Origin of the sequence: Bacillus sp. CH140a_4T, assembly GCF_008923725.1 — a bacterium.
Classification (GTDB): Bacteria; Bacillota; Bacilli; order Bacillales; family Bacillaceae_G; genus Bacillus_A.
The window spans coordinates 144252-167938 of the sequence record NZ_WBPF01000019.1 but is presented as its reverse complement, the minus strand read 5'-3'; the positions used below and the strand labels follow the sequence as shown (position 1 = coordinate 167938).

Annotated in this window: 19 protein-coding genes; 12 read left to right on the top strand and 7 right to left on the bottom strand. The window is 34.7% G+C overall.

Annotated elements, in window-relative coordinates:
• Window positions 1–15 precede the first annotated feature (15 nt).
• The 7 genes from F8162_RS20995 to F8162_RS20965 all read left to right on the top strand — a co-directional run bounded on the left by F8162_RS20995 (window position 16) and on the right by F8162_RS20965 (window position 8950).
• Window positions 16–837, top strand: coding sequence for a transporter (locus tag F8162_RS20995; protein ID WP_151635811.1), 822 nt, complete (start codon window positions 16–18; stop codon window positions 835–837).
• A 13-nt stretch (window positions 838–850) separates the two neighbouring features.
• Complete coding sequence (locus F8162_RS20990; protein WP_151635583.1) at window positions 851–1600, top strand: C39 family peptidase; 750 nt, start codon at window positions 851–853, stop codon at window positions 1598–1600.
• Window positions 1601–1993: 393 nt separating this feature from the next.
• The gene (locus tag F8162_RS20985) at window positions 1994–3835 is read left to right on the top strand and encodes a methyl-accepting chemotaxis protein (protein WP_413226545.1); all 1842 of its coding nucleotides are present in this window, start codon (window positions 1994–1996) and stop codon (window positions 3833–3835) included.
• Between the two features lie 78 nt (window positions 3836–3913).
• Window positions 3914–5518 carry a sensor histidine kinase gene (locus F8162_RS20980; protein WP_151635589.1) on the top strand — a complete coding sequence of 535 codons (1605 nt, stop codon included), beginning with the start codon at window positions 3914–3916 and terminating at the stop codon, window positions 5516–5518.
• Complete coding sequence (locus F8162_RS20975) at window positions 5515–6222, top strand: response regulator (RefSeq protein WP_151635591.1); 708 nt, start codon at window positions 5515–5517, stop codon at window positions 6220–6222. The genes F8162_RS20980 and F8162_RS20975 overlap by 4 nt, the downstream gene beginning before the upstream one ends.
• A 122-nt stretch (window positions 6223–6344) precedes the next feature.
• The gene (locus F8162_RS20970) at window positions 6345–7691 is read left to right on the top strand and encodes a 2-hydroxycarboxylate transporter family protein (RefSeq protein ID WP_151635593.1); all 1347 of its coding nucleotides are present in this window, start codon (window positions 6345–6347) and stop codon (window positions 7689–7691) included.
• Window positions 7692–7750: 59 nt separating this feature from the next.
• Window positions 7751–8950 (top strand): NADP-dependent malic enzyme, encoded by a 1200-nt coding sequence (locus F8162_RS20965; RefSeq protein WP_151635595.1) that lies wholly within the window; start codon window positions 7751–7753, stop codon window positions 8948–8950.
• Between the two features lie 297 nt (window positions 8951–9247).
• Here the strand turns inward: F8162_RS20965 and F8162_RS20960 are convergent, their stop codons facing one another.
• Window positions 9248–9772 (bottom strand): DUF4871 domain-containing protein, encoded by a 525-nt coding sequence (locus F8162_RS20960; protein WP_151635597.1) that lies wholly within the window; start codon window positions 9770–9772, stop codon window positions 9248–9250.
• 115 nt (window positions 9773–9887) lie between these two features.
• On the bottom strand, window positions 9888–10814 hold the full coding sequence (locus tag F8162_RS20955) for a DMT family transporter (protein WP_151635599.1): 927 nt from the start codon (window positions 10812–10814) through the stop codon (window positions 9888–9890).
• 120 nt (window positions 10815–10934) lie between these two features.
• Here F8162_RS20955 and F8162_RS20950 point away from each other — a divergent pair, with 120 nt between their 5' ends.
• The gene (locus tag F8162_RS20950) at window positions 10935–12335 is read left to right on the top strand and encodes a PLP-dependent aminotransferase family protein (protein ID WP_151635601.1); all 1401 of its coding nucleotides are present in this window, start codon (window positions 10935–10937) and stop codon (window positions 12333–12335) included.
• 33 nt (window positions 12336–12368) lie between these two features.
• On the opposite strand, the gene F8162_RS20945 is transcribed toward F8162_RS20950, so the two are convergent.
• The 3 genes from F8162_RS20945 to F8162_RS20935 all read right to left on the bottom strand — a co-directional run bounded on the left by F8162_RS20945 (window position 12369) and on the right by F8162_RS20935 (window position 15227).
• The gene (locus F8162_RS20945; RefSeq protein ID WP_000351216.1) at window positions 12369–12881 is read right to left on the bottom strand and encodes a GNAT family N-acetyltransferase; all 513 of its coding nucleotides are present in this window, start codon (window positions 12879–12881) and stop codon (window positions 12369–12371) included.
• Window positions 12882–13026: 145 nt separating this feature from the next.
• Entirely contained in the window at window positions 13027–14490 is a 1464-nt protein-coding gene (locus F8162_RS20940; protein ID WP_151635603.1) for a sensor histidine kinase, read from the bottom strand.
• Between the two features lie 65 nt (window positions 14491–14555).
• Window positions 14556–15227 carry a response regulator transcription factor gene (locus F8162_RS20935; RefSeq protein ID WP_151635605.1) on the bottom strand — a complete coding sequence of 224 codons (672 nt, stop codon included), beginning with the start codon at window positions 15225–15227 and terminating at the stop codon, window positions 14556–14558.
• 332 nt (window positions 15228–15559) lie between these two features.
• Here F8162_RS20935 and F8162_RS29275 point away from each other — a divergent pair, with 332 nt between their 5' ends.
• Window positions 15560–15682 carry a hypothetical protein gene (locus F8162_RS29275; RefSeq protein WP_001068388.1) on the top strand — a complete coding sequence of 41 codons (123 nt, stop codon included), beginning with the start codon at window positions 15560–15562 and terminating at the stop codon, window positions 15680–15682.
• Between the two features lie 503 nt (window positions 15683–16185).
• On the opposite strand, the gene F8162_RS20930 is transcribed toward F8162_RS29275, so the two are convergent.
• Both F8162_RS20930 and fdhD read right to left on the bottom strand, forming a co-directional pair.
• Window positions 16186–16692, bottom strand: a complete 507-nt coding sequence (locus F8162_RS20930; protein ID WP_000405878.1) for a GNAT family N-acetyltransferase — start codon at window positions 16690–16692, stop codon at window positions 16186–16188.
• Window positions 16693–16922: 230 nt separating this feature from the next.
• Window positions 16923–17729, bottom strand: coding sequence for a formate dehydrogenase accessory sulfurtransferase FdhD (gene fdhD / locus F8162_RS20925; protein WP_151635607.1), 807 nt, complete (start codon window positions 17727–17729; stop codon window positions 16923–16925).
• A gap of 299 nt (window positions 17730–18028) precedes the next feature.
• Between fdhD and fdhF the strand changes: the two genes are divergently transcribed.
• From fdhF to F8162_RS20910, 3 genes are all read left to right on the top strand, one after another.
• Complete coding sequence (gene fdhF / locus F8162_RS20920) at window positions 18029–20965, top strand: formate dehydrogenase subunit alpha (RefSeq protein ID WP_151635609.1); 2937 nt, start codon at window positions 18029–18031, stop codon at window positions 20963–20965.
• Window positions 20966–20977: 12 nt separating this feature from the next.
• Window positions 20978–21460, top strand: coding sequence for a DUF1641 domain-containing protein (locus tag F8162_RS20915; protein ID WP_151635611.1), 483 nt, complete (start codon window positions 20978–20980; stop codon window positions 21458–21460).
• Between the two features lie 155 nt (window positions 21461–21615).
• Window positions 21616–23487, top strand: coding sequence for a glycerophosphodiester phosphodiesterase (locus tag F8162_RS20910; protein WP_151635613.1), 1872 nt, complete (start codon window positions 21616–21618; stop codon window positions 23485–23487).
• The last annotated feature ends 200 nt before the right edge of the window (window positions 23488–23687 follow it).

The following is a 23687-nucleotide window of genomic DNA, read 5'->3' as shown; positions in this document are numbered from 1 at the left end:
AGGGAGGAATTAATGTTGAAAAAGAAAATGATGACGGTATTCACTATTGGAGTAATGAGCTTAAGCATATTAGGGGGTGCCTCTCCTTCTGAAACATCACAAGGAAAGACAAATTACACGCAGCGCAGTAAAGAACAATTAAATAATGGGAAGATACATGCGGTGCATACAGAAAAAAAGGCGGAGAATCTAGGTATTGAAACGGAAGGGAAAGAACAAATTACGCTAGAAAAAGAAATTCATGAGACGGAAGTAGGAAGAGAAGCTGAACAGTTAGGAATTTCGATTGAAGGAAAAGACGTTGGAACTCTTTCAGAAGAAATCTATGAAACAAAAGTGAAGCAAGAAGCGTTAAAGCTAGGCATATCTATAGAGAATATAACGATTGTAAATTTAATTAATCAAATTAATACGATTAAAATTAACGATGAAGCGGATAAATTTGGCATTTTGACAAATGGAAAAGAAATAGAGGATATTGAGGAAGAAATCTATGGAACGAAAGTAAGAGAGGAAGCAGGGAAGTTAGGTATTTCCCAAAAAGGAAAAGAGATAGAGAAGTTAGCACAAGAAGTGTACGAACAAAAAGTACAGGAAGAAGCAAAACAATATCATATTGATTTGTATGGTAAAGATATATATCAAGTATTAAAAGAAATTAATGAGCAAAAAGTATTACAAATGGCAGATGAGCTTAATATGGATAAAACGAATATGAATGTTCAAGAATTAGCCGAAAAAATAAAAAAAGATCAGCCTGAAAAAGGAAAAGAACTCAATTTTGTACCGGTGATTCGTACGGATGCTGACGCGTTTTATTCTTATTTAACGAACTAAAAAGGGCGTGAGAGTGATACGGAGATGGAAGTGGTATATATGTATGGTATTACTAGCTATAGCAGCATGGAATGTATATACAAATGGAATTATAAAGTATGTGGAGAAGTTAACATTCTTCAATATACAAAGCGGAAAAGAAGCAGATTTTAGTAATAATGATGAAAAGGTCATCTTATCGAATGTACCTTTAATTCAGCAATTACCAGAGCTAGATAGAGGCTGTGAAGTGACTAGCTTAGCGATGATGTTACAATATGCAGGCATTACAGTGGATAAGATGAAATTAGCAAATGAAATAAAGAAAGTTGATTTTATGAACGATGGTGTACGTGGGAATCCAAATGAAGGATTTGTAGGAAATATTTATACCTTTTCTGAATCTGGATATGGTGTATATCACGGACCACTTTTTCAATTAGCGAAAAAGTATTTACCTAATAAAGCTGTGGACTTAACAGGGAAGAGTATAGAAGAACTTTATAAGAGTGTAAAATCAGGACAACCGGTAGTTATGATTACGAATGCAACATTTGCGCCATTAGATGAAGATGAATTTACTACATGGGAAACAAATAGCGGAGATGTTTCTATTACGTATAATGAACATTGTGTTGTAATGATTGGATATGATGAAGAATTTGTATATATTCGGGATCCTCTCGATGATAGCCTAGATGTAAAAGTGCCGAGAGAAAACTTTGAAAAGGCATGGATGCAAATGGGAAGCCAGGCAATTAGTTATGTGAAAAGCTCTAAATGAATTAGTAAGGAAATAGATGTAAGGAACTGTAAGAGGAGTTTTTGTGGGTGTTTTTTGTTAAGAAATAAGAGAACTTCAGCTTATTATATAAGCTGAAGTTCTCTTGTTTTTTATGATTAAATCTTTAGAAGTAGTGAATATGTAAAAATGCATAATTGACAAAAAAATTACATGTTATCATTATATATTGTTTTATATATGTTAATTGTATAAAATTACACAAGTATTCACATTACATAAAGGAGGCTTATTATGCAAAAAATATTTAACTGGGTTAAATGTATGAGTATCAAGAAAAAATTAATCATTTCATTTTTTCTTATTTTAACTATACCAGGACTTATTATCGGTGTTGTTTCATATCAAACTGCCAAAACAAATTTTGAACAACAAATTACAAGTAAAGCAAAGGAAAATATTACTGTTTTAAATACTGTTATTTCTCAAAATATAGAAGAGAAATTTGTTGATGCGGCGTACTTTGCAGACGTCTTAACAGAGGATACATATCCAAACGGACAAGAAGAAATAGTAAGAACGAAGTTAGCGCAATATATAAAACTTCATCCAGAAGTAGAAGGTATTTATATTGGAACGCAGACGGGAAAGTTTATAAGAGAACCATTTATCCAAATGGCTGATGGGTATAATCCAACAGATAGATCTTGGTATAAAGAAGCACATGAAAATAAAGGGAAAGTAATTGTTACTGCACCATATCAATCAGCATCTACTAAAAATATGGTAGTGACAATTGCTAAAGAAGTAAAAGATGGTAAAGGTGTTATAGGAATTAACTTAAATTTAGATAACATCTTAAAAATTTCCAAAATGATTAACATTGGTGAAAAAGGTTATGCAGTTATTCTAGATCAAAATAAGCAAATTGTTAGTCATCCATCTAGAAAACCAGGTGCAAAAGTTACTGATCCGTGGATTAAACCAATTTATGAAGAAAAACAAGGAAATGTGTCTTATACAGAACAAGGTGATAAAAAGAATTTAATCTTTGCAACAAATGAGAAAACAGGATGGAAAGTAGTTGGAGTTATGTTCGACGAAGAAATTAACCAAGCTGCGAATCCAGTGTTTTATAAGACCTTGATTGTCATTGCTATCGCTATTGTATTTGGTAGTGTATTAATTTATTTCATTACAAAGTCTATTACAAGACCATTAAGAAAAATAGCTGACTCGGCACATAAAATTAGTAAGGGAGATTTGACAGAGAAAATTATAATCCATTCCAATGATGATATAGGGAAATTAGGGAAGTCATTTAATGAAATGTCTGCCTCTTTACAAGATGTGATTACTCAAATTAGTTTTTCAGCAGAACATGTCGCTGCATCGGCTGAAGAGTTAACAGCGAGCGTACAGCAAGCAAATGATGCGACAGATCAAATTACAATTGCAATGGAACAAGTATCAGGTGGGGCTGAATCACAAAGTCAAGGTGTTGAAGAAGGTGCGGCTACATTACAACAAGTAAATACAGCAATTCAAGATGTAAATGGAAGCGCGGAATCAATTTCTATCTCCTCATTACATGCGAGGGAAAGAGCTGAAGAAGGGGAAGAATTGGTTGAACAAACAGCAAAACAAATGCAGTCTATTTCTAGATCGGTATCAGAGTCAGACGCTATTATTAAACTTCTTGATGAGAAATCAAAGCAGGTAGGAGCTATTTCTGAAGCAATTCAAAACATCGCTACTCAAACGAACTTATTAGCTTTAAATGCGGCTATTGAAGCAGCAAGAGCAGGTGAACAGGGCCGAGGGTTTGCTATTGTAGCAGATGAGGTTAGGAAATTAGCGGAGCAATCAGGAGAATCATCTGGAGAGATCGCGAATTTAATTGCAGAAATTAAGGCTGATATTGAACATACTGTTAAGGCGATGGATAATGTGAATGGGGAAGTTCAACAAGGCCTTGATGTTGTAACAAAAACGAAAGTAAGTTTTACGGAAATTTTAAGTTCTACTACACATATTGTTTCTCAAGTGAATCAAATGGTGGAAACAACGAAGAGAATTGCTGGAGATGCAAATGAAGTGACAAATGCTATTGATGAAATTGCAGCGGCTGCAGAAGAAAATACAGCTAGTATGCAAAGTGTTGCTGCTTCAACAGAAGAACAAATGAATTCAATGGAAGAAATTAGTTCAGCTTCGCAAAATTTAGCTGAGATGGCCGAAGAACTACAAGCGATGACTAGTAAATTTAAAGTATAATAACAGCAGATAAGTAAGGTGAAAATAATATCACCTTACTTATTTTTCTATTCAGTAATTAGGGGAGTCATTTACGGGATGAAAAAAAGGAAAAGACTATGGAATTTATGGAAAACGATTACATTGTTAGTTTGTACAGTTGTGATTTTTTCTTTACTTGTGACAGATATATTAATTAGTCATAATGTAGAACGGACGACGGAGGATAGCCAAGCAGAGAAAGCAAAAACAATTGCACACATTGTGGCGAATGATTCGATTGTAATCGATGGTTTGACTGGGAAAGCAGATACTTCTGCAATCCAAACGTATACAAATAGAATATTAAAAAACACAGGTGTTCAATTTATTGTAGTTATGGACATGAATGGAATAAGAAAATCACATCCAAATCCCCAAAAAATAGGTCATCATTTTATTGGGGGGGATGAAGGGCCTGCATTGAAAGGAAAGGAACATGTATCGCTGGCAGAAGGAACTTTAGGTATTTCAATGCGAGTGTTTGTACCTGTATTTTCTCAAACAGGTGAACAACTTGGAGCGGTGGCCGTTGGTATTTCAGCAGATAATGTAAAAGAGAGAGTTAAGGAAAGTAGACATATCATTTATATTGGAGTTGGAGTTGGAGTACTAGTCGGAATTATAGGAGCAATATTGCTAGCTAGACATATAAAGAAAAGTTTATTCGGTCTTGAACCTCACAGGATAGCGAAAATTCTTGAAGAAAGAAATACGATGCTACAATCTGTAAAAGAAGGTATTATTGCTGTAGATAAAGAGGCCAATGTAACTTTAATAAATCATGAGGCAAAACGATTATTTAAGAAAAGTGGTCTTGAAGAAGATTTTATCGGTAAAGATGTTGAGTTGTATATGCCTAATTCACGTATAAAAGAAGTATTACAAACGGGAGAGGTACAATTAAACGAAGAACAAAATATTTATGGAATTACGATTGTGACGAATCGTGTTCCTTTATATGTAAAAGGAGAAATAGTTGGTGCGATTGCAACATTTCGTGATAAAACAGAGATTAGAAAATTAGCAGAAGAATTAACTGGTATTAGACTATATGCGGAAGCATTACGGGCACAATCTCATGAATTTATGAATAAAATGCATGTCGTATTAGGTCTTACACACATGAAGCAGTATGAAGAATTACAGAAGTATATAAGTGGTATGGTATCAGAGCATCAATATGAAATTGGTGGGATTATGGAGAGAATAAAAAGTCCCGTATTTGCTGGTTTTTTACTTGGGAAACTTAGCTATGCTAGAGAAAAAAATATAAAATTAATCATAAGTGAAGATTCTTACATGCCGGAAATAGATGATGAAAGTATTATTCATGAACTAATTACGATTGTCGGAAATTTAATTGATAATGCATTAGAGGCAGTGACGAATTGTGAAAAGAAGCAAGTTGAACTTGAGATACAATATGGGGATACATTAATCATTACAGTACAAGATACGGGGAAAGGTATACCAGAAGAAGAAATAGGGGCATTATTTACGAAAGGTTATTCCACAAAGGGAGATAACCGTGGTTATGGTTTGTATCTTGTAAAAGAAAGTATACAGCGAATAAATGGGGAAATTTATGTGCATTCATTAGTAGGAAAGGGAACAACGATAACAATTGAAATACCTAAAGGTAGGGATGAGAGGCAAATATGATTAAAGTTTTAATTGTAGAAGATGACCCGATGGTAGCAATGTTAAATACGCATTATTTAGAGCAAGTAGGAGGATTTGAATTTGTTCAAGCAGTTAACTCCGTTAAAGAAGCGATAGAAGTATTAGAGGGATTACGAGTAGATTTAGTATTACTTGATATTTTTATGCCTGAAGAGACTGGATTTGAGCTTTTAATGTATATTCGGAACCAAGAAAAAGAAATCGATATTATGATGATTTCAGCTGTACATGATATGGGGAGTATTAAAAAAGCATTACAATATGGTGTAGTAGATTATTTAATTAAACCATTTACATTTGAACGATTTAAAAAGGCGTTAACTATATATCGAGAAAAGCTTACTTTCATGAAAGAACAACAAAAAATTAGTCAATCAGAATTAGATTCGTTAATTTTGCAAAAAGAAAAAAGAGAGTCTACTGTCACTAAAGAGCTTCCGAAAGGATTAACGAAGCAAACGTTGAGATTAATTTGGCAGAAGATCGAGTCGCTGAATGGACGAGCATTTACAACAGAGGAAATGGCGCAATTAGTTGGTGTTTCAAGGGTTTCTATTCGAAAGTATGTAATGTTTTTAACTGAAATTGGAGTATTAGAAAACGAAATGGTATATCAACATGTAGGAAGACCAGTGAGTAAATTAAGATGTATTGACCAAAATAAAATAGAGTTTTACGTATAAGCGACTTATAATAAGTCGCTTATACTTTTTTTAATTACAAAATCAATTACAAAACTTACAAAAACTATTTTTACTATTGAAAGCGTTTTAATATTGTTATTAAGAAAACAAGGGGGTGCCATATGGGAATTCAAAAGAATGTGGAAGCGGTATCATTTTCTGGAGGAAATGAAGTACAAAGAGAATCTTTCGCTTCTAAAATGATGAATGTGAAAATCGGTGTTATACCTTTACCGTTATATGTAGTATTGGCTGCTATTATTTATGGAGCATCTGTATATAATAAATTACCAGCAGATATGATTGGTGGATTTGCGGTTATTATGATCATGGGTATTTTCTTAGGCGACATTGGGATGAGAATTCCAATCTTAAAAAATATCGGTGGTCCAGCAATTCTTTCGTTATTTATTCCATCATTACTTGTATTTTTTAACTGGATGAATCCAGCTTCAATGGAAGCTGCGACTATGTTAATGAAAAAATCGAACTTTTTATATTTATATATTTCTTGTTTAGTAGTCGGAAGTATTTTAGGAATGAATCGTAAAGTGTTAGTACAAGGTTTCGTTCGTATGTTTATACCTTTAGTAGTAGGGACGTTAGCTTCGGTAGCAGTAGGATTATTGGTCGGTTCACTATTTGGATTTGAAATGAAGCAAACATTCTTCTTTATCATCGTACCAATTGTGAGTGGTGGTATCGGGGAAGGGATTTTACCATTGTCGCTAGCTTATAGTGATATTTTAAATGAATCATCAGCAACGTTTGTATCACAGCTTATTCCAGCGGCTATTATTGGAAACATGTTCGCAATCGTGAGTGCAGGGTATATGAAGCGTTTAGGTGAGAAGAAACCGGAGCTTAGTGGTAACGGTGTATTAGTGAAAACAGACAATCAAGCAGAGTTATTAAAAGAACAAAATACAGAGAAGCCAATTGACTTCTCATTAATGGGAGCAGGTTTATTAATTGCATGTACGTTCTTCATCTTCGGAGGATTTGCTTCTAAGTTCATCGGTATTCCTGGGGCAATCATTATGATTTTCTCAGCAGCACTTGTGAAATACTTTAAATTAATGCCAGCAAAAATGGAGCAAGGAGCATTCCATTTATATAAATTTATTTCAAAGAATTTAACTTGGCCGTTAATGGTTGGATTAGGATTGCTATATATCCCGCTAAAAGATGTAGCAGCAGTTCTTTCGGTCGGATATGTTGTTGTGTGCGCATCAGTTGTTCTTACAATGGTAGCATCAGGTTTTCTTGTAGGGAAAGTGATGAAAATGTATCCAGTTGAATCAGCAATTGTAACGGGATGTCATAGTGGTTTAGGTGGAACTGGAGATGTTGCTATTTTATCGGCTTCAAATCGTATGGAATTAATGCCGTTTGCGCAAATTTCAACACGTTTAGGCGGGGCAGCAATGGTTGTAACAGCGACAATTTTATTGAAAATGTTTTCATGATCAAACAAGCTAGCTATATTCATATAGCTAGCTTGTCAAATTAAGGGGAGATTATAAGTATGTTAGAAAATCAAATTAATGAAAGATCATTGTTATTGCATAAAGAATTAGTAGGGAAAATTGAAATTACAAGTAAAGTAGAAGTAAATTCAGCGGATGATTTAAGCCTGACATATACACCAGGTGTAGCGGAATCTTGCAAAGCAATTGCAGCAGATGAAGAAACAGTGTATGACTATACAGCACGCGGTAATATGGTGGCAGTTGTCTCAGATGGAACAGCGGTACTTGGCTTAGGGAATATTGGACCGAAAGCAGCTATGCCTGTTATGGAAGGGAAGAGTATTTTATTTAAGAAATTTGCGAATGTAGATGCTTTCCCGTTATGTTTAGGTACGACTGATGTGGATGAAATCGTTACCCTTGTGAAGAATTTAGAGCCTACGTTTGCAGGAATTAACTTAGAAGATATTGCAGCACCACGTTGTTTTGAAATTGAAAAGCGATTAAAAGCAGAAACAAATATTCCTATATTCCATGATGATCAACATGGAACAGCTATTGTCGTATTAGCAGCTGTTATTAATGCATTAAAAGTTGTTAGCAAACAAATGGATAATGTGAAAATTGTTATTAACGGTGCGGGTTCGGCAGGAATTGCAATTGGAAATTTATTATTAAAGGCTGGTGCAAAGCACATTACGTTAGTTAGCTTAGAAGGTATTGTTTGTGAAGGTGAATCATGGATGAACGAAGCGCAAATTGAAGTTTCAAAAAAGACAAATCGAGAATATGTGCGTGGAACGTTAAAAGAAGCAATTCATCAAGCGGATATTTTTATTGGCGTATCTGCTCCTAACGTATTAACGAAAGAACTTGTACAAACGATGAATGAGAAAGCAATTGTGTTTGCTATGGCGAATCCAATTCCAGAAATCTTCCCTGAGGATGCATTAGAGGCTGGGGCAGCTGTAGTAGGAACCGGGCGCTCGGATTATGCGAATCAAGTAAATAATGTATTGGCGTTCCCAGGGATATTCCGCGGTGCGTTAGATGTGCGCGCGACTGATATTACAGAAGAGATGAAATTAGCGGCAGCATATGGGATCGCTAACATCATTACGGACGAAGAACGTAATGCGAATTATGTAATCCCGAATCCGTTAGATAAAAGAGTTGTTCCAAGTGTTGCAGAAGCTGTAGCGAAAGCAGCCATTGATTCAGGTGTGGCACAAATTATGAAAATACCAAGTTATTAATAGCGAAAAGCAGTGCCTAAAAAGGCACTGCTTTTTTGAGATAAGAAATCAAAATAATGAAGAAGTGTAAAATTATTTATTTGTGTTTCTTTACTATTTATTTAATTCCATTGCAACTTGTTTACCATTTACTAAAACCTCAGTTACTGCTACGATCACTTCTATCATTTTTTTCATCTCTCATCTCTCCTTGTGTCATTTCTTACTTTAAGTATAAGAGAAGAGAGATACTTACACTATCGAAGTATATGACGTAGAAATTACATTGTTGTAAGAAAGTGTTTTAGTTTTGTCACTTTACTCAGCAGTAATTACAAACTGATCATAATATTTTTCATTTACATATATGTTTAATACCCATAATCCAGATGAAGGTAGTGACATAGTGAGAGGGAGTTCGTTTGTAGTGGAATCAATTGTATTTGAAGTAGTCCAAGTTGGTTTGGAAGTTTCTTGTTGAAAGAGTACGGGTGTTGGAGTTACTGATCCTTGCTTTAGTGCAATAATAGATAGTTTTCCAGTTGGCATTTCAGGATCTAAAAAGTACCACATTATTTCATTTTTTTCGTTTGCGATAATGGGGCTATCAGCCATTGCGATTTTTTCTTCGATACCTTTTAAAGGTGTTTTTTCTTGTATGAAGGAGGGTGTTTCTTCCCAATTTACATCTTTTAAAACGCTAAGATGAAAGAAGGAAGGTGCATTAACTTGGGTGGATGACGTGGCGATAGCTTCTTTTTTAGGTGCTTCTGAATCAGGCTGCGCTTGTGTGCATCCAGCGATGAGAAAGGAGAAAAGTAGCATAGTTCCAATTTTTTTCATGGTGTCACACTCCTAATTTTTATTGTTAGTGTAATTGTATTTGCTAGAAAGCGGGACAATTCCTTTAAAACGTCAAAAGAGGTCGTAAGTTTTGTACGACCTCTTTTGACATTTTTTATATTTGTTCAGTTGTAAAGGTAGGTTCATTCTCTTTTTGCGGCATCGTTAAGAAAATAACAGAAAGAACGATACATACGCCGCCTAATAATTGATATGCTCCAAAGGATTCATTCAGCCAAGCGATTGAAATGATGGCAGCTACAAGTGGTTCAATGCTAGATAAAATGCTCGTTTCTGTTGCTGCTAAATATTTCAGACTACCGATATAAAGGAGGAAAGAAAGAGTGCCACTTATGATGATAAGAATAAGCATAGAAAAAGTTTTTGGTGTAAAAGTTTGTGAAAGCTGATCCCATTCAAACGAGCGATTACAAATAAGGAGGGCAATGCCGCCAATTAACATCCCCCAGCCAATTACTACAGTTGTTCCGCATTCTTTAATAAGAGAAGCTGGATGAAGGGTATAAAATGCAAATCCAATTGCTGTTAATAGACCGAAAATAATGGCTTCTTTCGATAAAACAATATTTTCAATTGAACCGTTTGTAATAATAAAGTACGTTCCCGTTAGGGCAGTTATAATTGCGAGTAGTTGCATAGAAGCAGGGAATTTTCTTTGTCCAAATGCGACATAAATGGTAATAAGAACAGGACCTAGAAATTGAAATAATGTCGCTGTGACCGCATTACTAATATGAACTGTTTCGATAAAGGCATATTGTGCACCGAGCATACCGAGAATAGAGAAAATAATAAGTTGTATAGCATATCTCGGATGTTTCCAAATTTGAAATATGTTTTGTTTCTTTATAAGTAAGAAAGATAAAATAAATATTCCCGCAAGCAACAAGCGAATTGTTAAAAAATCAATTGATGATACGTTAGTATGTTGAAATAGCCACTGAATCATCGGGCCAGATAATCCCCATAAGGTAGCTCCTGTAATAATCATAATGAGTCCAATCCGTCTATTGTTGTTCATGATCATGCATCCCCTCTCGAGTATTTGATTTTTTATGTGTGACATGATACAAGGAATTATATATAACTTCTGGTACTGTAAAAAGTATCAGATTTTAGTTTTATTAAGGGGTCAGATATTATGTTAGAATTAACGCCTAATTTAAATACGAAAAGTAAAATAGCATTGTATGTGCAATTGTATGAGTATATAAAAAAAGAGATTAAAGATGGAACGATTCCGGCTTTTACAAAATTACCTGCTAAAAGAAAGCTGGCGAGCTATTTACAAGTGAGTAAGAATACAGTAGAAGCAGCTTACGAGCAATTACTTGCAGAAGGTTATATTGAATCGGCATCGAGAAAAGGTTATTTTGTATGTAAAATTGAACAAATGATTTATGTAGAAGGAAGCGAAGCGAAAGTAGAAGAAGTACCGTTTCGGGAGGAGAACTATAAATTTGATTTCACCCAAACAGGAGTTGATACGAATACTTTTCCGTTCACTATGTACCGTAAGCTTATAAATGATGTATGGCAGCCGCATAATAATGAGTTGCTTTTTCTTGGACACCCTCAAGGGGAATTGAGCTTAAGGGAGGAAATTGCGAGCTATTTGTATGAATCTAGAGGTGTGCGTTGTTCAGCTAGTCAAATTGTATTAGGGGCAGGAACACAAATATTAGTGAAGTTACTTTTTCAGTTGTTGAAGGAAAGTAACTATGCGGTTGAAAACCCAGGTTATCATAGGAAAATGGTCGTTTTTGAACAGAAAGAAAAGAAGGTTCAAATGTTGTCTTTAGATAGGGACGGAATTTGTATGGCAGATTTAGAAAATAGCGATGCAAATGTTGTATTTGTTACACCTTCTCATCAATTCCCATATGGAATGATTATGCCTATTACGAGAAGGACGCAGCTTTTACAATGGGCGAAGAAAGAAGAAGGCAGGTATATTATTGAAGATGATTACGATAGTGAATTTCGTTATTCAGGAAAGCCAATTCCGGCACTACAAGGGTTAGATACAGATGGGAAAGTTATTTATATGGGGACGCTATCAAAAGCGTTGTTACCCTCATTACGGATGAGTTATATCGTATTACCGAAGAATGTAATTGAAAAGTATCAAAAGGAATATTTATTTTATACGCAAAGTGTTTCAAGAATGGACCAAGAAGTGATAAGAAGGTTTTTCAATGAAGGCTATTGGGAAAAACATATTCATAAAATGCGTGTTGTTTACCGAAAAAAGAGGGATCGACTTGTTTTTGAAATAGAGAAGTATTTCTCTAATCGTGTTGAAGTGATAGGAGAAGATTCTGGATTACACATTTTATTACAAGTGCATAATGGAATGCGAGAAGAAGAACTAATTCAAGAAGCTGCGAAATATTGTATTAAAATATATCCTGTTTCTACGTACTATAAAGACGGTACTGCGCCTGAAAATGTAGTTTTACTTGGGTTTGCGATTTTATCAGAAGAAGAAATTGCGAAAGCGATTCAATTATTACATAAGGCATGGTATACAAGAAAGTAAAAAAACATCCTCCAAGCATGAGGATGTTTTTTATTATTTATTTTCATCTAAGAATAAGACCATATGCTCTTCGTCCCAATATTGTCCGTTATATTTTAATGAACGTTCTTGCACACCGAATGTTTTAAATCCTAATGATTCATAAAGTTTCTTCGCACCATCGTTGCCAACAACAACATCAAGCATAACTTGTTCTACTTCTAAAGATTTAGCAAGTTCAAGACATTCTTTAATAAGTGCTTTTCCTGCTCCAAGTCCGCGTGCTTTTGGAGACACATATACAGAACCGATTTTAGCTTTATGCTCTTGTTTTACATATGGTTTCGTTTCCAGCGTTGCAACTCCGATTAATTGTCCATCTTTAAATGCACCTAGCGTATAGTTTTCATCTTGTGCTAATTTTTGTGCTTTATATTCAATCGCACACTCTTTATTAATAATATCTTCATAAGAAGAGCTGAAAGCTTCAGGGTTTTGCTTTAATCCTTCTACACGAAGTTCTAAGTAAATTTCTGCTTCGTCTTTTGTTAATACATGGATATCCAATTATATCACCCTCCAAATCTTTGCAAATGTAACTTTATTTTATATTGAAATAAGAATAATTTCAAAAGGTTAGCTTATATGAGCTGATTTTATGAACAAAATAACACCAGTAGTGTTTACTACTACTGGTGTTTTCACACGCATCTTATTCAAATGGTAGCTTGATTCTAAAGTTTGTCCCTACTCCTAATTGGCTTGTTACTAGAATGGAACCGTTATGCAATTCTACAATTTCTTTTGCAACAGCTAGCCCGATACCTTTTCCTCCAGTAGCTCTCGTTCTGGATTTATCAACGCGATAAAAACGATCAAAAATATGCGGGATATCCTCTTCAGGAATACCTTCTCCTTCATCGTCTACACTTATTGTAAAAGAATCTGTTTCCGTGAGTACACGTATCGTAATAGATGTGTTTTCTGGTGAATGTTGATAAGCATTGTGTAATAAATTTAACATAACTTGTTCCATACGTCTTTCGTCTATGTAAACTTCTAAATCATCTTTGCAATATACATGGAGTTGCATTTGTTTGTTAGTTAATGTTGTTTTTGTTTTTTCAACCATTCGTTCTAAAAATGGTTGAAGGATCACTTTTTGTTTTTTTATAACAAACTGATGTTGTTCTAATTGCACCAGCATAAATAAATCTTGGACGAGATCAGTTACACTATCTGTTTCATCCTCAATGATCTGTAAGTATTCTTCACGCTCTTCTTTCGTTAAAGAATCCCTCTTTGCTACCTTCGCATAACCTTTCATATAGGTCAATGGAGTTAATAGTTCATGGGCAACACTAGCGAGAAATTCATTTCTTTCTTTTTTCATATAAGTCAGTTCACTGGATAAATCTTCGATCGTTTTTGCTAAGCTGCCAAGCTCATCATTCCGTTTAATACCTAATTGAATTGGTGTATTTAATTTTGACATTTTTTCTGTTGCCCTCTTCATTTTTATAAGTGGTTCTGTAATAACACGAGAAAAAACAAAGACAGAAATAGTCGTTAAAATAATTGTCACAACACTAATGATAAGAAATTGATTCATGAGTTTAAGTAACATATTTTCTAAGAAAGATGTTTTTAATAACATATATAACTTTCCTTGAAACTCTTCTGTGTTAAGTGGGCTTACCGTTGTGATGAATTTTGATTTTTTCCAGTTCTTTTCGACGATTAATCCGCCTTTTGGGATAGGTTCTGTTTTACAAGTAAGTTGTTTCTGCATTGCCTTTGTTACGGGTTCTGAAGTGGAAATAATTTTGCCATTATTGTCTGTTAGTATGATAGCTATATCAGAGTTAGCAATTAATTCTGATTCTACTAAGTGTGCAGCTGCATCCGCGATATCGAAATCTGGATACATAGGACGGTTAGGGTTTTTATTGTATTCAGCGCGTTCGGGGTGTTGCTTTTCTTTAGCAATTGCATTCCACTTTGTGCGGCTTGTAATTTTTTTACTATAGCGATTACCTTTTTCTAAAAGAGCAAGTGTTTCTTCCTCAATCCGCATTGTTGAAATGCTTTTGTAAAAAGATACAAAAGCAATTGTTTCAATACATAAAGCTAATATTAAAAAGTATGTCCCAATTTTAAGTGAAAGTTTACTCATTTTCTCACCATACCTTATTTCATATAAAGGGTCAGTGGTATACTATTGTCCACTGACCGAAGTAATTATTCACTTTTCCATTTATATCCGACTTTATAAACTGTTTCTAAGTAATTTTCAACTGGAAATCCTTTTTTGCGTAATTTATCACGGATATTGCGAATATGTGAATCGATTGTTCTATATTCAATGTCTGTTTCATAACCCCAAATTTTTTCAATCAAATCATCTCGGCTATAAGCACGGTTTGTATTTAGTAAAAATAGTCCAAGTAACGAAAATTCGATAGGAGTTAGTGAGATTTTTTCATCATATACTGTGACAGTATGTTTCGTTTTATCCCACTCGATACCATTGAAGCTAACAAATCCATCTTTTTTTGTACGGCGTAATATAGCCTCAATTCGTGCAACTAATACATGCTCATCAAAGGGTTTTGTAATATAGTCATCCGCACCCATAGTGAGGCCTTTCACCATATCGTAGTTTTGATTACGAGCTGTTAGCATAATGATAGGAACTTTGGAAATTTGACGGATTTGATAGCAAGTATCCCATCCATCCATATTCGGCATCATAACATCTAACAAAATAATATCGAAGTCTTTTTGTTCTATTAACTTTAGTGCTTCAAGGCCAGAGGTAGCTTTCATACAAAAATAGCCACGAGGACTTAAGAACAGATCTAATAATCGTAACATGCGTTCTTCATCGTCTACTAATAAAATTTTTACCATAATCTTGTGCACCCCAAACTGTTCATTCTACTTTGTATAGTTTACATGAAAATAATAAAAAACTCTTTTTATGTGATTGAGTGGAAGAGTTATTTTTTACGCTCAGAGTAATTGACATAAAAAATGCACTAGTTTTGCACAACTATTTTTTATAATAGAAAACGTAGCGACACAAAATACCCTATGTTGCGACATAACGTCATGTCATTTTATTTATAAAATGACAATTCCATTCTATTGTGTATGTGAGATAGAGAGGGTTTTCGTATTCACCTCGCATCGGATAAGAAAAATTTCCTATCTCACACTTTTTTTAAAAGGAGATCATACACATGAATCCAAAAGAAGAAATTTCAAAAAAAGAAAAGCAAGATCGTAATACGGTTGTCATGTGCATTGCCGTATCTATGGTTATTATTATAAGTTGTGTAAATAAAATTTTGGGGATTTTATAATATAAAAAAGCTTATTGCTTCTTAAGAAGCAATAAGCTTTTTTCATTATTAGGGGAATAGTTCTATATTATAAACCAAGGTAAAATTGCTAACCCAGAAGTTACAATTGCTGTAGTAAATATTAAAAGCATAGCTCGTTTGTTTTGTTTCATGTCACATTCTCCTTTGTATATCAATTGAATGCTATACGTTCATTTCATAATTGATGCCTTACTAATTAAAGTTTCACTTTACCCCGCATTAATGGGCGGTAAGACTTCCATCTAAAGATTTAGTGGATGCGAAGAAGTTAGATGAAAGATCAACTGCCCATAAATGCCCGATTGGTTCAACTAATACTCAGTGGAGGTAAAGCTTTCCACTGAGTAAAGTTTCACTTTATACTTTTAGTATAATGAATGGAAAGGTTTGGTACGATCGATAAAGGTGACATGAAGATTACATTGTTGTAATGAAAAAAGCACCTTTCTTAATCAAAAGGTGCTTTTAACTATATTGAAGTATTAATCATTTAAGAATAGAACCATATGTTCCTCGTCCCAATATTGACCGTTATGTTTTAATGAACGTTCTTGTACGCCGTAAGTTTGGAAACCTAATGACTCATATAATTTTTTTGCCGCATCGTTACCAACTACAACATCGAGCATAAGTTGTTCGACATGTAATTTATCGGCATTTTCAATAATTGCTTTAATTAGAGCTCGTCCTGCGCCAAGGCCACGCGCTTTTGGGGAAACAAAAACGGAACCGATTTTTGCTTTATGTTCTTGTTTAATGAAAGGCTTTGTTTCTAAAGTAGAAATGCCGATTAAATCGTTATCTTTGAAGACCCCTAGAGTATACTTATCCGGATTGCTTAATCGTTTTGCCATAGCAGCTACAGGATCCTCATGTTTAAGAACATCTTCATAAGAAGAGCTAAAAGCTTCTGGGTTCTTCGTTAAACCTTCCATACAAACTTTTAAATATATTTCTGCGTCCTCTGTCGTTAATAAGCGAATTTCCATAGTTATAACCTCCTTGGTCGATTTCAAATAAAATAAATCCATTACTTCTATAAGATTGTGTATGCGTTTTGTTAGCAGTCTCTTTTAATTTGTAAAAGAATGAAAAGATATATGCTACAATGTTTTATTTTTAATATGTAATGAAATTATATATTAACTTCATTAACTATTCAAGTCTTTAATATATTACATTTTTATAACTAAAATAACTCCTCAACCGAGAAGTTATTTTAGTTATTCGATTGATAACCATCAATTCGATGTGGATGTGTGTAAATATTGCAAGATTCATTTCTAATAAATCCTACGACTGTAATGCCTAAATCATGAGCGAGTTGTAATGCTAATTGTGTTGGAGCGGATTTAGATAGAACCATTTCACATCCGATTTTTGAAACTTTTAGTAAAATTTCTGATGAAATCCGTCCGCTAAATGCGATTATTTTTCCTTTAACAGATATATCGTTACGTAAACAATGACCGTATATTTTATCTAATGCATTATGTCTTCCGATATCCATTCTTGATAGAAGGATATTGTTTCGATCGCATAGAGCGGTATTGTGAACACCGCCGGTTTGACGAAAGGTAGTGGAAGATTGTTGTAAAGTATTCATTAAGTAAAAGCACTCTTCAGGAGTAATTTTTACATGTATATCATGTAAATCTTTTGCTTTTGCTGCGTCGTTTACGAAAATAAAACCTTGTCTACCTTTTCCGCAGCAAGAAGTGATGTATCGTTTATTATATAAAGTTTGATAGAGTGGATTTACTTTTGATGATGTTACATGGACAATTCCGTTATCTTTTTGCACCCATAGTTCTTCAACATCTTTATAAGAAGCAATAATTCCTTCAGAAATTAAAAAACCAATTACCATATCCTCAATATAATTTGATGTGCATACGACTGTTACATATTCTTCACCATTTAATTTAATAGTAATAGGAGTTTCTGTAACAATCTCATCCAGTTGTTTTGAAAATGTACCAGATTGATAGCGTACAATTGTAGAAGTTTCTTGCGTAGGCCCCATATTAAATTCCCCTTTTATATGTATTTCTCTCCCATATTTATCATAAAACAATGGAAAAATAAAAACACCTATTAGCAAGAAGATCTCAGATTATTTTGGTTATTATTGTATATGTACGATATAATAGAACTGTAGAATAGTGATATTTTCAAGCTTTCGTAGTTATACCTTATAACATCTAGAATCGACTTCATAAGAAAGTATTTCAGCAGAGCGTTTCAAAAATATGTACAGTAATACGATTTTGAAAACGGATTCATGATTGTGTTGTACAGTTGGTTGTAAGGAGAGGGGAAACTATGGCAGAACAGACAGTCCGTGTAACCGTGGATGGTAAAGAATTTTCCACATCGGGTGAAAAGACGATACTACAATTATTTAACGAGAGTAATTTGGAACATCCTCAAATTTGTCATGTACCAGAAGTAGATCCAATTCAAACTTGTGATACGTGTATTGTAGAAGTAAATGGGAAGTTATTACGTGCTTGTTCAACGAAATTAGAGAGCGGTATGCATATCGAAAGACAGTCCCAGCGTGCGAAAGAGGCACAGACTGAGGCAATGGATCGAATATTAGAGAATCATTTATTGTATTGTACCGTTTGTGATAACAATAATGGTAACTGTAAAGTCCATAACACGGTACATATGATGGAAATTGAAGAACAGAAATATCCGTATGAGCCGAAAGTAAGTGCTTGTGAAGTGGATATGTCACATCCGTTTTATCGGTATGATCCAAATCAATGTATTGCTTGTGGACAGTGTGTAGAAGTATGTCAAAACTTACAGGTTAATGAAACTATATCGATAGACTGGAACTTAGATCGTCCACGTGTTATATGGGATCATGGTGTAAGCATAAATGACTCATCTTGTGTAAGTTGTGGGCAGTGTGTAACAGTATGTCCATGTAATGCGTTAATGGAAAAAACAATGCTAGGTGAAGCTGGGTTTATGACTGGATTGAAACCAGATGTGTTAGATCCAATGATTGATTTTGTAAAGGATGTAGAGCCTGGATATAGTAGTATTTTAGCGGTTTCAGAAGTAGAGGCTGCGATGCGTAAGACGAAAGTTAATAAAACAAAAACAGTTTGTACATTTTGTGGTGTCGGTTGTTCCTTCGAAGTATGGACGAAAGATCGCCATATATTAAAAGTGCAACCTGTTTCAGATGCACCGGTTAATGGTATTTCCACATGTGTAAAAGGTAAATTTGGATGGGACTTTGTAAATAGTGAAGATCGCATTACGAAGCCATTAATTCGCCAAGGAGATATGTTTGTTGAAGCTTCATGGGAAGAAGCGTTAGAAGTTGTTGCTTCTAACATGCAGCATATTAAATCTGAATATGGCAGTGATGCATTTGGGTTCATTTCTTCATCGAAAGTAACGAATGAAGAAAATTACCTTATGCAAAAACTAGCCCGACAAATATATGGAACGAATAATGTGGACAACTGTTCTCGTTATTGTCAATCTCCAGCGACAGACGGTTTATTTAAAACTGTCGGTATGGGCGGGGATGCTGGAACAGTGAAAGATATAGCTGAAGCAGGCCTTGTTATTATCGTTGGTGCGAATCCAACAGAAGGACACCCTGTACTTGCGACGAGAGTAAAACGTGCTCATAAATTACACGAGCAAAAACTGATTGTAGCAGACCTTCGTAAACATGAAATGGCAGAGCGTGCGGATTTATTTATTCATCCGCGCCAAGGTACGGATTACGTATGGCTTGCTGGTATTACGAAATATATTATTGATCAAGATTGGCACGATAAAAAGTTTTTAGCTGAAAATGTGAAGAACTTTGATGAATATAGCAAAATGTTAGAAAAGTATACGCTCGATTATACAGAAGAAATTACGGGGATTTCTAAAGCTCAGTTAAAAGAAATGGCCCGTATGGTATATGAAGCAGATGGTACTTGTATACTTTGGGGAATGGGTGTAACGCAAAATACAGGAGGAAGTACGACATCAGCAGCAATTTCAAATTTACTACTTGTTACGGGTAACTATCGTCGTCCTGGTGCAGGTGCATACCCATTACGAGGACATAATAACGTACAAGGTGCTTGTGATATGGCAACATTACCAAACTGGCTCCCTGGTTATCAAGCAGTATCAGATGATACGCTTCGTGCGAAATTTGAAAAAGCGTACGGTACAACTATTCCGAAAGCACCAGGATTGAATAATATTGCAATGTTACTGGCAGCGGAAGAAGGAAAACTACGTGGTATGTATGTCATGGGTGAAGAAATGGCTTTAGTCGATTCCAATGCGAACCATGTACAACATATTTTATCGAATCTAGACTTCCTTGTTGTTCAAGATATGTTCTTATCAAAAACAGCTCGTTTTGCCGATGTTATTTTACCAGCGGCACCAAGCTTAGAAAAAGAAGGAACATTTACGAATACAGAGCGCCGTATTCAAAGATTATATGAAGTATTGAAACCCCTCGGTGATTCAAAACCAGACTGGTGGATTTTACAAAAAGTTGCTCGGGCACTGGGCGGGGATTGGAATTATGAAAGTCCAAGTGAGATCATGGACGAAATCGCATCACTTGCACCGTTATACTCTCAAGCGACGTACGACCGTCTAGAAGGTTGGAATAGTTTATGTTGGGGTAGTCATGATGGTAGCGATACACCGCTATTATATGTAGATGGATTTAACTTCCCAGATAAACTCGCTCGCTTATCATTAGATGAATGGGTGCCACCAGTTGTAGCGCCAGATGAGTATGATTTACTTTTAAATAATGGACGCATGCTAGAGCATTTCCATGAAGGAAATATGACGAATAAGTCGGCTGGTATTTTATCTAAAGTATCTGAAGTATTCGTTGAAATTTCACCTGAACTTGCCATAGAGCGCAATGTGAAAGATGGTGGCCTTGTGGAATTAGCATCACCATTTGGAAAAATTAAAGTACAGGCGCTGATTACTGATCGTGTAACGGGGAAAGAGCTATATTTACCAATGCATGCAACAGTAAATGAAGAGGCGATCAATATTTTAACCGGGACGGCAACAGACCTGTATACGTGTACACCAGCATATAAACAAACGATGGTGAAAATGCGTGTATTACGTGAAAAAGGAAATCGTCCGTTACCATCTTCAAACCCGCGAGATAAAAAGCGTAATCCGCAAAATGGTGTTGAAATCGAGCAAAAGTGGCAAAGAAAACAATACGTATCACTTGTGGACTAGGGGGCGGAGATCGTGGCAAAAGAAATTACATTAATTAAAAAGAACGTTGTAACAGAGGAAGAACAGAAACAGCAAGTAGCGGATGAACTGTTTGCTGAATTAGCAAATAATCGTGAAGCAGTCGAGGAAACGATGCAGTTACTAGCACAATTACAAAAAGCGGGTATTTTAGATGCTGCGATTAGTTTACTTGCGGCGAAAGAAGATGTTTCGAAAATCGCTGTGGAGCAATTAAATCGTGAGCCAGTGAAAAATGCATTAAACAATATGATGGGGGCAGGAGAAGCACTATCTTCAGTTGACCCAGAAGTAACAAAGCAAATTACGTCAAGTTTAGTTACAGGGTTGCAATTTGCGACAGACGAATTAAATAGTGGTAAAAAAACAAAGGTAATGGATTTCTTTAAAGTACTAAAAGATCCGGATATCAATAGAGCCATTACATTCGGGTTTAGTTTCTTAAAAGCATTTGGACAAGGGCTAGAGAAAAAATAGAGTAGATGAAAAAGTGATGGGAAGTAGCCATCACTTTTTTCGTTATATGTATAAGAGTGTTCATGTTAGGCGGAATATATTATTATTAAAAAGATGGATTGGAAATGGAAATATGGAATCCATCTCAAATATCGTTTTAGAATGTGGAGGAATATATGCAACACCGTAAAAGACTATCTATACCAGGAGTAATGAGACATTCCTTTCAAACAGTTAGATTTGCTTTTTGGAATGTATTAACCTTTCAACTTGCTTATAAATTATTAGCAGCGATTGTGTTTATCCCACTTTTCGGTATTATTTTCAATAAGTTGTTGTACTTTGGTGGGTATGCAAATGCAACAAATGATGAGTTATTAGCATTTTTGAAAACACCATACGGGATTTTGGCGATTGTAGTTTTATCTATATTGGCATTGTTTCTTATCTTTACAGAGTTTGCAGTACTTATTATCATTTCGTACTTCGCTCATAAAAGACAAAAGGTGAGATTACGTCCAATTTTGTATAAAACAGTAACGTATTTACCTTCCCTGTTTACATATTGCTTACCCGGATTTGTTTTGTATGCAGTTGTCCTATTGCCACTATTAAGTATGGGGTATAAATCTGCATTGATTCCTGAAATTCAAATTCCTAATTTTATTACAGGTGAACTATTTAAGACAACAATGGGGCAAGTTGGATATTATACTTTCTTTGCTGTAGTTGCCTATTTGAATCTTCGTTGGATTTTTGTTTTACCTATTATTGTTTTAGAGGAAAAGCCGTTCCGCATGGCAGCACGAAAAAGTGCGGACTTAGTAAAAGAAAGCTTCTTTAAAGTATTGTTCTTTTTAGTAGGTTTTTTCATATCTGTAGGAATCGTTTTTCTTTTATGTGTAGGAATTTATTTACTTTGTCTGTGGGGAGTATATGAATTTACTAACCCAGAAGGGACATTTGCACTACTAGCAGAGTCAACCATTTCAGTCTTCTTAACGAGTACATTGTATTTATTTAGCTTTATTATGACGCCGTTTTACATTATGGCGTTAACAAGATTGTATTTACAAAAGGTTCCGGTCGAAGATGTTTTATTAGAAGAAGGATTAGATTATTCAAAAACGAGGGCAGATAAATGCTTCTTCCAAAAACACCGCTGGAAATTTATTGGTGTATATATTGTAGGGATTATTACTGCGGGCATGGTTGTTGCCTTCATTGTGACCTTTATTACAAACACATATAAAGAACCGATTATTATGGCGCATCGTGGTTATATTTCAAAAGGTGTAGAGAATACAAAAGAAGCTGTGCAAGGTGCTATTGATGCAAAAGCAGACTACGCTGAAATTGATGTACTACAAACAAAAGACGGTGAACTAGCAGTTATACATGATTTGAAGTTAAAACGTCTTGCTAATGCCAATGTGCATGTGTCAGATTTAACGATGGATGAGTTAAGGCAGCTTACTCTTAGTCAAGACGGACTTTCAGGACAAATAAGTACGCTTGATGAAATCATTAAGCTGTCAAAGGACAAAATTAAACTCAACATTGAAGTGAAACTTCATGGTGGCGAAAAAGATTTCGTAAACAAAGTATTAAAAACGATTAAAGATAATGAATTTGAGAAGCAATGTGTCATTCAAACGTTACACTATCCACTTATAAAAGAGTTTAAGCGTGCAAATCCAAATATAAAAGTAGGATATATATTGTATGCAAGTAGGGCGAATTTAAAATATGTACAAGCTGATTTTTATGTAGCAGAAGAATATATGTTAAATAAAAAATTAGTAAAAGAAGCAAGGAAATTAAACAAACCAATTTACGTATGGACAGTAAATGATATGGAAAGTTTAAAGGGATATTATAAGTTAAACGTAGATGGTATCATTACCGATTACCCTGAAGATGCACGTGAAACAATTAAGATGTTAAAAGAGCAAGAAGCGGAAGAAAGTGATCTGTTTGATAAAATTACGGAAACAACAGATGATTTATTTTCTAAGTTATTTATCAGTTACCCAGCTGCTGGCTAAATGCCCGCAGCTGTTTTTTTACGAAAAGAATATATTCCTAAAGCATTGTGCAAATTAATAACTGTATATGTATACGGCATCAATGGTGTTTTTTACATTGTTACATTATTGTCGAATAATAAATGATTGAGGCTTATTTTTCAGGAGTATAATAAAAATAGAGTGATAGATAATCAAATGTAACGAAGAGATTAATAGAA

Bases quoted from the DNA above. Each gene is read 5' to 3' on its own strand.
- F8162_RS20960 (WP_151635597.1), bottom strand. From the start codon at position 9,772: ATGAAAAAAATTGGAACTATGCTACTTTTCTCCTTTCTCATCGCTGGA.
- F8162_RS20970 (WP_151635593.1), top strand. From the start codon at position 6,345: ATGGGAATTCAAAAGAATGTGGAAGCGGTATCATTTTCTGGAGGAAAT.
- F8162_RS20940 (WP_151635603.1), bottom strand. From the start codon at position 14,490: ATGAGTAAACTTTCACTTAAAATTGGGACATACTTTTTAATATTAGCT.
- F8162_RS20975 (WP_151635591.1), top strand. From the start codon at position 5,515: ATGATTAAAGTTTTAATTGTAGAAGATGACCCGATGGTAGCAATGTTA.
- F8162_RS20980 (WP_151635589.1), top strand. From the start codon at position 3,914: ATGAAAAAAAGGAAAAGACTATGGAATTTATGGAAAACGATTACATTG.
- F8162_RS20930 (WP_000405878.1), bottom strand. From the start codon at position 16,692: ATGGAAATTCGCTTATTAACGACAGAGGACGCAGAAATATATTTAAAA.
- F8162_RS20935 (WP_151635605.1), bottom strand. From the start codon at position 15,227: ATGGTAAAAATTTTATTAGTAGACGATGAAGAACGCATGTTACGATTA.
- fdhD (WP_151635607.1), bottom strand. From the start codon at position 17,729: ATGGGGCCTACGCAAGAAACTTCTACAATTGTACGCTATCAATCTGGT.
- F8162_RS20910 (WP_151635613.1), top strand. From the start codon at position 21,616: ATGCAACACCGTAAAAGACTATCTATACCAGGAGTAATGAGACATTCC.
- F8162_RS20965 (WP_151635595.1), top strand. From the start codon at position 7,751: ATGTTAGAAAATCAAATTAATGAAAGATCATTGTTATTGCATAAAGAA.
- F8162_RS20955 (WP_151635599.1), bottom strand. From the start codon at position 10,814: ATGAACAACAATAGACGGATTGGACTCATTATGATTATTACAGGAGCT.
- F8162_RS29275 (WP_001068388.1), top strand. From the start codon at position 15,560: ATGAATCCAAAAGAAGAAATTTCAAAAAAAGAAAAGCAAGATCGTAAT.
- F8162_RS20950 (WP_151635601.1), top strand. From the start codon at position 10,935: ATGTTAGAATTAACGCCTAATTTAAATACGAAAAGTAAAATAGCATTG.
- fdhF (WP_151635609.1), top strand. From the start codon at position 18,029: ATGGCAGAACAGACAGTCCGTGTAACCGTGGATGGTAAAGAATTTTCC.